The sequence below is a fragment of the Selenomonas sp. oral taxon 136 genome, from assembly GCF_001554015.1.
Taxonomy (GTDB): domain Bacteria; phylum Bacillota; class Negativicutes; order Selenomonadales; family Selenomonadaceae; genus Centipeda; species Centipeda felix.
Genome location: NZ_CP014239.1, coordinates 410,200 through 422,812, shown reverse-complemented (window position 1 = coordinate 422,812; position 12,613 = coordinate 410,200). Strand labels below are relative to the sequence as shown.

The window sequence follows — 12,613 nt, the reverse complement described above, 5'->3', positions numbered from 1 at the left end:
AAATTATGCTATAATTCATATTTGCGTCTGAAGGGAAGGAGACTATATTGTCGAGAAAATACATGGCATTCCTCCTCTGCGTGCTGAGTCTTCTGCTCGCGGCGTGCAGTCCGTCGGGATCCCGTTCGTCAGAGCCTGTCGCATATCAGGTGACAGATACGGAGGGGACGGTTACAGCGTTTCCCGCGCCGCCCAAACGCATCATCACATTGTCGATGAGCACGGATGAGGTGATGCTGGGGCTGGTCGAGCCGGAGCGCATGGCGGCGGTGAATGGACTCCTTGACGATCCTGTGAGCTCCAATGTGACAGCGCTCGTAAAAGCGATCCCGCACCGCATCGGAAATCCGACCGTGGAGGAGATCATGGCACTGCAGCCCGATCTCGTCGTTGTACCGGACTGGGGGGATCTCTCCATCGTGCCGTCTCTGCGCGAGGCGGGGGTGAAGGTGGTTGTCTGCAAAGGGGCAAAGAATCTCACAGAAATCCGTGAGACGATCGCGCTGCTTGCGGCAGCGGCGGGCGAAGAGGAGCGCGGCGTACGGCTGCAGTCCATGATGGATGAAAAACTGGCGGAGATTGAGGCAAAGGTGCAGCAGATTCCTCCGGAGCAGCGCAAGAGCGTCGTCCTCATCTCACTCATGAGTGCCTACGGCGGCATCGGCAGCAGCTTTGACGAGGCCTGTTCTCTCGCAGGCGTTACGAACGGGCGCGCTGCATTCGGCATACGTGATGGACAGGTGATGACGAAAGAGCAGCTTGTCGCGATCAATCCCGACATCCTCTTCCTGCCAACGTACAACGATCACGGGAACTATGATGTGGACAAGTTCCGCAGGGAGTATCTGGGGGATCCCTCCCTGCAGACGATGAAGGCGATTCGGAACCAGGCGTTTGCCGAACCGTTCGAGGGGTATATCTACAACTGCTCGCAGGATTTTGTCTTCGGCGTGCAGGAGATTGCCTACCGCGTCTATGGCGACGCGTTTCGGCAGCCTGCGGATGAGCATCTTTCGGCCGTGGACTGAGTACGAGGGGGGACGATGTTGGAGGAAATCATTCGCGTTGAAAAACTCTATGCCGGCTATCATGGCAAGGTGATCCTCGAGGATGTATCCTTCTCCGTGGGGGCGGGGGAGATCATCGGCCTGATCGGACCGAACGGCGCAGGAAAGAGCACGCTGCTCAAGACACTGCGCGGCATCCTGCCGCCACTCGCGGGGCAGGTGACGCTGATGGGCCTGCCGATACAGCTGCTCTCGCCGCGTGACTTTGCGCAGCGTGCGGCATACCTCCGCCAGGGCGGAGAGATTGCCTTTGACTACACGGCGCTGGATGTCGTGTTGGCGGGGCGCTATCCCTACCTTTCGTGGTGGCAGCAGGAAACGGAATCGGATCGCGCCATTGCGGCAGCGTGTATGGCCTATACGGGGGTCTCGGAACTTGCTGACAAGCCCCTCCACGCCATGTCGGGCGGACAGCGCCAGCGCGTCTTGCTCGCAAAGGTGCTCGCACAGCAGACCCCCGTGCTCTTTCTCGACGAGCCGGCAACGGGGCTGGATGTGATCTATCAGGAGGAAATCTTCCGCTTTTGCCGTGAGCTTTGCGCAGCGGGCAAGACCGTGCTTCTCGTTGCACATGAGCTGAGCCTCGCGGCGCGGTTCTGCTCGCGCCTCCTTCTCATCGGGGGCGGCGGGCTGCTCGCGGACGGGCGGCCGCAGGACGTACTGACGGACGCGCTCTTGACCCATGCGTACGGTGCGCCTGTACGGGTCGCCGAAAATCCGCTGACGCATCACATGGAGGTCTATACGGAGGCAGATGAAAACCGCGCGGAGAAAGAGGCACTCCTCCGCGTGATCCTTGGGACTTCGGCAGAGGGGGAGACGGCACAATGAAACAGCGTGTTTTTTTCGCGGGGCTCGTTGGAGCACTCGCTGCGGTTGTCGTTCTGTCTCTGTGCTCGGGACAGTATGACATCAGTGCGGAGTACATCGTCGCGTACTTCGCTCATGCCGTGGGACTGCCCATCCTTCCGCATATCGTTCTCACACCGGAACAGGAGGCCGTTCTTCTGCACATCCGTCTGCCGCGCACGCTCGTCGGCCTGATGGTCGGCGCCGGGCTGGGCATATCGGGGGCGGTGCTCCAGGGGATTTTCAGCAATCCACTCGCCGATCCCGGCATCATCGGCGTGTCGAGCGGGGCATCGGTCGGTGCCGTGCTCGCCATCGGTCTCGGTGTCGGTGCATCGAGCGTGCTCCTGCTCCCTGCCTTTGCCTTTGTCGGAGCGATGCTCGCCGTGGGGCTGACCGTATCACTCTCCATGCGCCACGGACGAATCCCGGTCATGACACTGCTCCTCTCGGGCGTTGTGGTGGGGATGTTCCTCGCCGCGTGTACGGCGGCCATCCTCACGGTTCTCAACGAACAGAAGATGCAGCAGTACCTCTTCTGGACGATCGGCGGGCTCGACTATCGCCGCTGGGATCATGTTCTCTTGGGGATTGGGCCAATTGGAGTCGGCGCGTCGGTGATGCTGCTCCTCGCGCGCCATCTGAATCTCCTCGCCTTCGGCGAGGTGGAGGCGCGCACGGCGGGGATGTCTGTGACGCCGTTCCGCCTGCTGTTCCTCGTGCTTGCGGCACTCACCACGGCGACGGGGGTCTGCATCAGCGGCAACATCGGATTCGTCGGACTGGTTGTCCCGCACATGATGCGCTTGCTCGTCGGACCCGATCATCGGCGCCTGCTTCCTGCGAGCCTTCTTGCGGGTGCGGTATTTCTCGTGCTCTGCGACTCCATCGGGCGGATCCTTCTTCACGGGATGGAGATACGCGTCGGCATCATGACGGCATTTATCGGTACGCCGTACTTCCTGTATCTGCTGCGGCGTCGTGTGAAACTGGAGGGGTGAAATGGATACGGTAATGGAGGAAAAACGGGGGACATACACCGCGCTCAGCCTGTCACTGGCTCTGCATGTGATCCTCCTCTTGGCGGCGGGGGCATTGGGTCTGTTCTCGATCGCCGTGCCGCAGACGGGGGATACGCCCGTGGAGGTCACACTCTACGATGCGGGATCGCCCGCTGCGGCTGCCGCAGGTGATGCAGCACCGGCTCCGGCAGTGAGTGCGGTGAGCGACGTCGTGATCGTCGATAAGACATTGCCGCCCGAAACGCCGCAGGAGACACCGGAGCAGACGAGCAATCCCCAAACGTCTGCCGCCGCGCCGTCAAAACCGTCAGACGGCACACAGACGGGGACGACGGGCAGCAGCGGCGGCGGTGACACAGCGGGGACAGGGACGAAGGGCGGAACGTCCGGCACATCGGGCGGCGGAGATGCAGCTCCCGCCGCACCTCCCGCTCCGCCGGCAGAGCGCGTTGCGGCGAGCCTGCGGGCAGAGGCAACACCTGAGTACCCGCAAGAACTCATCGAGGATGATGTCGAGGGCTCGGTGACGGTCAAGATTCTCGTTGCCGCAGACGGCTCGGTCGAGTCTGTCAAGCTCGTCTCCTCCTCCGGCTACAGTGCGATGGATCGCGCGGCGATCGCGGCGGGCTATCGCTTTCAGTTCAACCCGGGGGACAATGGACGCAAGGGGGTTTTTCCGTGGACATTTTACTTCCGTTTGGAATAAGGACTGGAATATGAGAATTGCTATCTTTTTGGGGGAGATATTATCATGAGACGGTGGAAAAAGAAAATACTGACGACGGCAGTCCTGCTCTCCGCACTGACAGGGCAGGTCTATGCGGAAGAGCCCGCAGCGGCGACAGACGATCACACGCTCGGCGAGACCATTGTCACGGCGACGCGGACGACGAAGCGTGATGTCGATGTGCCGGCTGCGACGGCCACCATTACGGCAGAGGAGATTGCACGGAGCGGCGCGGCAACGGCATCGGATGTGCTGGCAAAGGCGGATGGGTTTACGTATACCTCCTTTGGACCGAACGGTGCGGCGATGGCCAGCATGACAAACGAGCTGAACATCCGCGGCCTGAAGGGCGGTGCGCTCGTTCTCATGAACGGCAATCCGATTGCATGGCGCGGCAAGTACAATCTGGATCAGATCCCTGCGAGCACGATCGAGCGCGTCGAGGTCGTCAAGGGCAGCGGATCCGTTCTCTACGGCAGTGATGCAGTGAGCGGTGTCGTCAACATCATCACGAAAAAAACAATGCCCAACGAGGTGCATGTCGGCGTCGGCAACTATGGGCAGCGCAGCTATGGCGTGAGCGTCGGCGATGAGAAATTCGGTTTCTACTATAACTACGATAAGTGGGGACGGCAGAGCGGCGTCACCAATACAGACTATGCCGTCACGCACTTTCATGGGGCATCGCGGACGGACATCAGCAACGTCATCAAGCGCAATACGGGACTGACCTACCGCATCAATCCGCGCTTGGATTTCCAGCTCGGCTATTACGAGACAGAGGGGATGTATGCGCGTACCTTTACCGCTGTTGATCCGGCGCATAACACCTATCACATCCATGTGGGTGATCCGATGAATCGGCGCAAGTACGAGACGAAGCAGTACATCACGCAGCTGAACTATCACGACCATGTATGGAAGGCGAATCTGTTCTTCAACACGGGGACGCTGGATTATGCCGGTGTCGTTCATTTCCCTGAGGCATTTTCCAGTGCCACACCAAATCAACTCTATCATACGCGTGAAAAGAATACGTCTTACGGGGTCGATGCGCAGCGTACGTGGGAGATTCATCCGAGAGCCACGGCGGTCGTCGGCATGGATCTCGTACATGAGATCTATGCGAAGCTGCCGACATCTGCCAACAGGGAGGACAAGCGGTACGCACGCAATAACTGGGGACTGTTCGGTCAGTGGGAGCAGCGTTTTGATGCACGCAATACGGGGATCATCGGTCTGCGCGAGACGTGGACGACAGGGGCGGCACGCGGCCAGAACTACAGCAATCTCAGCGCCTCAGCACAGTGGCTGCATAAGCTCGACGCGAAGAGCAGTGCCTATCTGAACATCACGCAGTCTTTTGTCATGCCGACGTTCTCCCAGATGTATACGGATAACGGCCGGCAGAAGGCAGCGCCCGATCTGCGGCCGCAGAAGGGGATCAACTATGAGATCGGCTGGAAGAAGACGCACGGCGGTCATGCGTGGAAGGCGGCACTGTTTCACATGGACGTCACGGACAATATCTCTGCACGCGCACTTAGGTCGGGGCAGTATCAGTATACCAATGAGGACTTCCGCAATACGGGGGTTGAACTCTCAGATCGCATCCAAGCCAAGAATGGGCTTTCCTATCGCTGGGGCGTGACACTGCAGAACCCTCAGGTGAAGAACACCATGAAGAATCGCGGCTGGGAACGAAGCTTCGGGCGAGTTCAGCTCACGGGCGGTATCTCCTATCAGCGTGGGAAGTGGACGTCCGATCTCTCTGCGTCCTATCTGGCAGAGCGCGTCCAGCTGCCGTCCAAAGAGGCTGCCTATGAGACGAAGCCGTACCTGCTCACCACATGGAATACGGTCTATGCACCCGATGAGAACAGTGAGATCCGTCTGCGCATCGACAACGTACTGGATCGACATGACAGCACGTCCCATGCTGGGTCGGAGTACTATACGGCACCGATCAACTACCTCCTGAGCTACAGCTACAAGTTCTGATGCCCTACCGCGCCATGGTAGGAGCGGCGTGCAGGCAGCGCAACAGCACAGCGGGAGACAGATACAACAATCATGAAATCACTTCGCCCATGGATTTGGGCAGTGATCATAAATATAGTCACAATCTTATGGATGTGGCTTATCAGTGTTTCCTTAAAGAAGGAGAATGGTAATGCAAATGTGGAACAAACGACTTTTGGCAGCGGCGATTGCACTTTCTGCAACGACGGGACAGGTCTATGCGGCGGAGACGGCGGATGCCGATGTGCCCGCTGGTGAGGAGGTCGCGACACATGCCCTCGGTGAGACCGTGGTGACAGCGACGCGGACGAAGAAGCGGGATCTCGATGTACCTGCTGCGACAACGATTATCACGGCGCAGGAAATCAAGGACAGCGGGGCAGCAAACGCGTCGGATGTGCTTGCGAAAGTCGACGGCTTCGCCTATAAGTCCTTTGGCCCCAATGGTGCAGCGATGGGGGCAATGACGAATGAAGTAAATCTGCGTGGGATTAAGGGAGGCGCGCTCGTTCTTATGAACGGGAATCCGATTGCATGGCGCGGAAAGTATAACCTCGACCAAATCCCTGCAAGCAGCATCGAACGTATTGAAATTGTCAAAGGGAGTGGGTCTGTCCTCTACGGCAGTGAGGCAGTCAGCGGTGTTGTCAATATCATCACAAAGAAAAAGGGTACAAACGAGGTTCATGTGGGCTTCGGCAACTATGGACAGCGCAGCTACGGTGTCAGCGTCGGGGATGAGCGCGTTAGCTTCTACTATAACTACGATAAATGGGGCAGCAGAGATGGCCTTAACTATGCAAGTGCATCGACGGCTCGTTTTAGAGGAGAGACGCGTCTGGATGTCAGAGATATCATTAGACAGAATGTAGGGCTTTCTTATCAAGTGAACCCCAGACTGAATTTCCTTTTTGGTTACTATGAAACGGAGGGAAAATATACGAGTGAGGTATCTCAGGCACGGGGAGGCACTTCAGGCTTGCGTGTGGGGGATGTAATTCAAGCCCGTAAATATGAAACAAAACAGTATATTACGCAATTGAATTATCAGGATGCCGATTGGAAGGGGAGTTTGTTCTATAATACGGGGAATTTGGCATATGAGGGACCTACATATATCACAAATTCATGGCAGAGAAGGAATAGTTGGTACCATACGCGTGAAAAGAACAGTTCATACGGTATGGATGTACAGCGCACTTGGAAGATGAGTCCAAAATCCACCGCGATATTGGGCTTTGACCTTGTGCACGAAATGTATGCGGCGCTTCCCACCTCTGCCAGCACTCGAAATGAACGTTATTCTCGTAATAACTGGGGGATCTTTGGACAGTGGGAGCAGCGCTTCGATAAGAGAAATACTGGTATTTTCGGATTGCGTGGAACGTGGACAACGGGGGCTGCACGCAGTCAGAACTACAGCAACCTCAGCGCATCTGGGCAGTGGCTGCACAAGCTCGATCGTGAGAACAGCCTATACCTGAATATCAGCCAATCCTTCGTCATGCCAACCTTTGCACAAATGTATAACGATAATGCTTCACAGCTGCCTTCACCGAATCTGCGCCCACAGAAAGGCATCAATTATGAAATTGGTTGGAAGCAGAATCATGATAGACATACATGGAAAGCTGCAATATTCCATATACGTGTTAAGGATAATATCATGCCACACGTTGACGATCTGTCAAATCCAGTGCGCTACTATACGAATGAGGAGATGCGGAACGTTGGGGTGGAGCTCTCCAATGAGATTCGGGGAGCAAATGGCTTCTCCTACAACTGGGGTGTAACGTGGCAGAATCCGATGACAAAGAATACTGAGAATAACCTTGGATGGGTGCGTACATTTGGAAAAGTTCAGCTGACAGGAGGCGTGAACTACCACAAAGGAAAATTGACATCTGCGCTCACTGCTTCTTATCTTGCTGATCGTGTACAGACGCCAAACAGCAAGCCCGCATTTCGTTCTAAACCGTATCTGCTCACGACATGGAACACAGCCTATGCACCCGATGAGCACAGCGAGATCAATCTGCGCATTGACAACGTGCTCAACCGTGATGATACAGTGGGGCACTCAGGGACAAAATATTATGTTGCACCGATCAACTGCCTCCTGAGCTACAGTTACAAGTTCTGACCATGCTTACCTTAACCAATCTCTCTAATGCGGACTGCGATGTGGAGCATATCCTTCACGGCGATGCTGGTGCCCTTCCTGCCATCCTGCAGGAACCGGGGCTTGACGGCATCGAGTTCATGCTCTGTGCGCCATGGGATCGCACGCTGTTTCCACCCGCGTACATCAAGGGGGTACATCTCCTGTTTTGGCCGACGTGGGTTGACTTTTGGCGTGGGGACCATTTTGCACTCATGGCGGAGTTCGGCAGTGAGGACAATATCCGAGGCTACTACGGCTCGTTGGATGTTGCCGACTGGGTGGAGGGCTGGCGGGAGAATCTGCGGCGGGCGGCAGAGTGTCAGCCGCAGTATCTCGTCTTCCACGTTGCACATAACTGCACATCGGAGATGTATACGCGCATGTTTTCTGTCACGGATGAGGACGTCGTTCGCGCGGCCATCGAGCTTGTCAATGCGATTGCCGGCGAGATACCGAGGGGCTGCAAACTCCTTTTTGAAAATCTCTGGTGGCCGGGACTGACCTTTCAAAAACCGCAGCTCGCCGCTGAGCTCTTGGAGCGCGTCAGCTATCCCGACACGGGCTTTATGCTCGACACGGGGCATCTGATGAACACGAACTTGGATCTGCAGAGCGAGGCGGAGGGTGCGGCATATGTGCAAAAGGTCTACCACGAGCTTGGAGCATTGGGTAAGCGCGTCTATGGCATTCACCTGCACCAATCCCTCTCAGGGGCATATACGCGGGAGATGATGCGTCGGCATGTAGGATGGAAGACATCGCTCGACTGGCAGGCGGCGATGGACTACGTCATGCATGTCGATCAGCATCAGCCGTTTCATACCGATGCGGCACGCCGTATCGTCGAGACTGTCCAGCCAATGTATCTCGTTCACGAGTTCCAGCATCGTTCCCGTGATGATCTGGCGAGTAAGCTGCGCATACAGCAGCGCGCCGCAGCGCACGACCGATAGATTCAGGTTCACTGCATGGTGTGTCTTTTCCCTTTTATCGAGCACTGCTTTGTCATGTATTCGTAGTGCTCTATATTGGTGTTTGGAGTTGTTAGTATATTTGCGCTTGACAGGACAATAAATTCGTATTATAGTACGATATGTCGAATTGCTGGAAAACTGAATATTATCGAATTAGGTGTCAAAGACTTAATAGAGAATTCGGTGAAGGCTCTATGGCAGTATGCCATGCAGACCGATGCCGAAGCGGTCCCGCCACTGTATCAGCGAGCGAGCCTGCAGGGCGTGCAGAGATGATCTGCCGCCCCGATTTGCCACTGGAGGAATGTCCTCTGGGAAGGAGCAGGTGAACGATGACCTGGAGCCAGGAGAACTGCCTAGTTATGAATCACTGCTTGTACCTGCGAGTGACGGGGAAGGGATTCTATCGTGAGCGTATATTGTGCGCCCAAATCATATTTTTTCGTGAGTCTATCCCCTTTCTGTATCGCAGGAAGGGGATTTTTATTTCCATGATTCATGCCATGCATCAAAAAGATGCGTCAAGATGCTTGTGCCGAATTTATCAGTGCTTCCGGAATATACTTTTCTCTGACTGACGAAGTGCATCCCTTCGCAGCAGATGAATAGATGGTGTATTGCCCTGCAGTAATGTGTAATGTTTTAGGAGGAGATTACGAGATGAAGAGATTGGGGTCAAGGAAGAAGCTAGGAGCAGCTCTGACAGCAGCCCTCAGTGTAAGCGTGCTGTCCCTGGGCGGTCATGCATTCGCAGCCGATGTGAGTGATACGGCAGATGAACATGCTCTGGGGGAGACGGTCGTCACGGCGACAAGAACCCCGAACAAGGAACTCAAGACGGATGCAAATATCACGGTGATTACAGGCAAGGATATCGAGCGCCGCCACTACACCGACCTCACGCAGGCGCTGCGCGATGTGCCAGGCGTTACGGTCAATGCGTATGCACCGGCGGGATATAACAACAGCAGCAAATTCTACATCAACGGGTCGGAACATGTGGTCTTTCTGATCGATGGTGTCCGCCAGAACTATGCGGGGGGCTTTTCGGCCTCTTTGGCATCTGCGATGAAGGATCTTAGCGGCATCGACCGCATCGAGGTGCTGCACGGCTCGGCGTCAACGCTCTATGGATCGGATGCGAAGGGCGGCGTTATCAACATCATCACGAAGAAGGCATCGGGGATGAAGACGACGCTCGGCATCGGCTACGGCAGTTATGGACGTCAGCAGTACAGCATCGCGAATGCGGGCGGTGAGCACGGATGGGACTGGCGCATCAAGTACCAGAAGGATAAGAGCGGAGACTTTTCGGATGCGCACGGCAATACGGTGCCGTCTCATCTGGATGCGGACTCGGTCAATCTTCACCTCGGCAAGGATCTGAGCAAGGCATCCTATCTTGCCTTCAATCTGCGCTCATACAAGGACTCGGATCGCTATCAGGCACTCTATGAAAAGCAGCAGGGGCTCAATGTCAATCGCGGGAACTATGATTATTTGGATGGCGATTTGATTTGGAATGTGAAAATCAATGACACGACCAAGAACCAAATGAGTATCTCGCGCAGCAAATATGATTATGATACTTTCACCCATGGCATGTGGACTCCTGCGGGATCCAGTTATGATTTTAGTGATTCGACATGGAGATTCAGCGACCAATTCGACAAGAAGCTCGGCAACCATCTGCTGACGGCTGGCTTCGAATTCATAAAGGATGATACGACGATCAAGAACGGCGGCATTGTGAGCATCGATGATCGTACGCTCATCAACCGCTCCTTCTATTTGCAGGATCAGTGGAGCATCCTTCCGACGCTGAAACTCACAGCGGGTATTCGTCATGACAGCAACTCGTCCTTTGGCAGTCACAACAGCCCGAGTGTCAGCCTCGGCTATGACATTGATCCGATGACGCACGCCTATGCTTCTTACAGTGCGTACTTCATCACGCCGACGCCGAATGAACTTTATGCGCCGACATACGGCAATCCAAACCTCAAGCCCGAGTCCGGCAACACGAAGGAGATCGGTATTGCCCGTGACTTTGGCAGAGGTCTCAGCCTCACGGCGAGCTACTTCAAGCGCCACTCGAAGGATCGTATCGGTTACCATCCTGTGACATACGTGAACATCAATGTCGGCGATGAGGATGCCCATGGCTGGTCGCTGCAGCTCGCGAAGCGCGTTGACTCGCATCTGCGCGCGCGCCTCGGTTATACACGGACGCATGTCGGCAAGACGGAGCAGAGAGGCGTGAATGCAGACGGTTATCTGCCCGAGGATCAGTGGAACATCGGTGTCGACTACCGCAACCGTGCATTCGATGCGTCGCTGCTTGCCCGCGGGATCGTTGGACGCCCGGGACCGGTACGCGGTGCTTTCCCGACGGATAATTACTGGGTCGTCGATCTTGCGATGAACTATCAGATTGCCGACGCAACAAAGGTATATCTCAAGGCGAACAACATTTTCAACCAGTTCTATGCCGAGCATTCGAATGTAAAGTGGGGCGCTCCCGGACAGTGGTGGACGGCACCCGGACGCAACTTCATGATCGGCGTGGAGCAGAGCTTCTAACGTTTCCCTCTGGCAGCGTTCCCGTGTGGTGCGCCGCCGAGGTATTTCATAACTTTATAACACAGTAACTCCCCTTTCTGCGCTGTAGAGAGGGGAGTTTACAAAATAATGAGGCAAGTTTCATGAGAGGGATAAAAGGGGTTGTGGAACTATGAGCAGATGGCTGCGTGCAGTGATGCTGCCGTGCATATTCATGCTGTTATTCTCTTTGACGGGCTGTGGTATTTCGGACAGGCAGGCTCAGAACACCTACAATGTTACTGATGCGGATGGGACGGTTGTGTCTATTTTGCATAAGCCCCAACGGATCCTGACGATTGGCGCGAGCAGTGATGAGATGATGCTTGGCCTTGTGGAGTCGAAGCGCATGGCTGCCATCAATGAGACTCTTGCCAATACAGAGGATACGAATATTCCATGGGTACGTGAAAAAATCTCAAACGTTATTTCTCGCAACCCATCAGTGGAGGAAATCGCTGCTTTGCGGCCGGATCTCGTTGCTGTTCCGGAATGGCTGCCGAAAGAGAATGTCGATGCAATACGAGACCTGAATATACCTGTTGTTGTCTTTAGGTCAGCAGCCACCATCGACGATATCCATGAAAATATACGCTTGCTTGCTGCGGCTGTTGGAGAATCGGAGCGCGGGGAGAAGCTCATTAAGAAAATGGAAGACAAACTTGCTGAGCTCCAAGAGAAAATTGCCTTAGTGCCGGAGGAGAAGAAACACAAGCGTATTGCGCTTATTTCCATTATGCCAAATTATGGCGGCGCGGGGTCTACCTTTGATGAACTCTGTCGTTATACGGAGTCCATCAATGCAAAGGCTGCCGCAGGGAATCATATGGGACAGGAGATGACAAAAGAGCAGCTCATTGCTGCGAATCCTGACTACCTCTTCTTCCCCAGCCATGAAAACGCGGGGTCGCGGGAAGAAGGGTTTGGCAAGCAGTACTTAGAAGACCCTTCGCTGGCGCAGATGACGGGCATACGGGAAAAGCACATTGGACATCCGTGGGCACGATATGTCTACAATATTTCTCAAGATATTGTATTTGGCATACAAGAGACTGCATGGATTCTTTATGGCGATGAATTCCGACTGTCGCGACAGGAGTTTTTGACGGCTGTGGAGTAAAGGAGGTTCTGATACATTCGATGCTACCCCCGTGACGTAGTTTTTGCTGCTCGTACTTTGACGGAAA

Annotated in this window: 9 protein-coding genes and 1 riboswitch; all 9 genes read left to right on the top strand. The window is 55.2% G+C overall.

The window, feature by feature from the left end:
• Positions 1 to 62: 62 nt before the first annotated feature.
• The gene (locus AXE86_RS01930; protein WP_061944096.1) at positions 63 to 1,028 is read left to right on the top strand and encodes an ABC transporter substrate-binding protein; all 966 of its coding nucleotides are present in this window, start codon (positions 63 to 65) and stop codon (positions 1,026 to 1,028) included.
• 15 nt (positions 1,029 to 1,043) lie between these two features.
• The gene (locus AXE86_RS01925; protein WP_061944093.1) at positions 1,044 to 1,898 is read left to right on the top strand and encodes an ABC transporter ATP-binding protein; all 855 of its coding nucleotides are present in this window, start codon (positions 1,044 to 1,046) and stop codon (positions 1,896 to 1,898) included.
• Complete coding sequence (locus AXE86_RS01920; RefSeq protein ID WP_061944090.1) at positions 1,895 to 2,917, top strand: FecCD family ABC transporter permease; 1,023 nt, start codon at positions 1,895 to 1,897, stop codon at positions 2,915 to 2,917. Before AXE86_RS01925 ends, AXE86_RS01920 begins: the two co-directional genes overlap by 4 nt.
• A 1-nt stretch (position 2,918) precedes the next feature.
• A complete protein-coding gene (locus tag AXE86_RS01915; protein ID WP_061944087.1) occupies positions 2,919 to 3,644 on the top strand; it encodes an energy transducer TonB in 726 nt (241 codons plus the stop codon).
• Between the two features lie 45 nt (positions 3,645 to 3,689).
• On the top strand, positions 3,690 to 5,666 hold the full coding sequence (locus AXE86_RS01910) for a TonB-dependent receptor plug domain-containing protein (RefSeq protein ID WP_061944084.1): 1,977 nt from the start codon (positions 3,690 to 3,692) through the stop codon (positions 5,664 to 5,666).
• A 166-nt stretch (positions 5,667 to 5,832) separates the two neighbouring features.
• Positions 5,833 to 7,830 carry a TonB-dependent receptor plug domain-containing protein gene (locus AXE86_RS01905; RefSeq protein ID WP_198145279.1) on the top strand — a complete coding sequence of 666 codons (1,998 nt, stop codon included), beginning with the start codon at positions 5,833 to 5,835 and terminating at the stop codon, positions 7,828 to 7,830.
• A gap of 2 nt (positions 7,831 to 7,832) precedes the next feature.
• On the top strand, positions 7,833 to 8,804 hold the full coding sequence (locus tag AXE86_RS01900) for a TIM barrel protein (RefSeq protein WP_061944078.1): 972 nt from the start codon (positions 7,833 to 7,835) through the stop codon (positions 8,802 to 8,804).
• Between the two features lie 159 nt (positions 8,805 to 8,963).
• A riboswitch (cobalamin riboswitch) is annotated at positions 8,964 to 9,199 on the top strand.
• 286 nt (positions 9,200 to 9,485) lie between these two features.
• Positions 9,486 to 11,408: a TonB-dependent receptor plug domain-containing protein gene (locus AXE86_RS01895; protein ID WP_061944075.1), complete on the top strand. Its 1,923-nt coding sequence runs from the start codon at positions 9,486 to 9,488 to the stop codon at positions 11,406 to 11,408.
• Positions 11,409 to 11,559: 151 nt separating this feature from the next.
• Entirely contained in the window at positions 11,560 to 12,546 is a 987-nt protein-coding gene (locus AXE86_RS01890; protein WP_442983640.1) for an ABC transporter substrate-binding protein, read from the top strand.
• Positions 12,547 to 12,613: the final 67 nt, after the last annotated feature.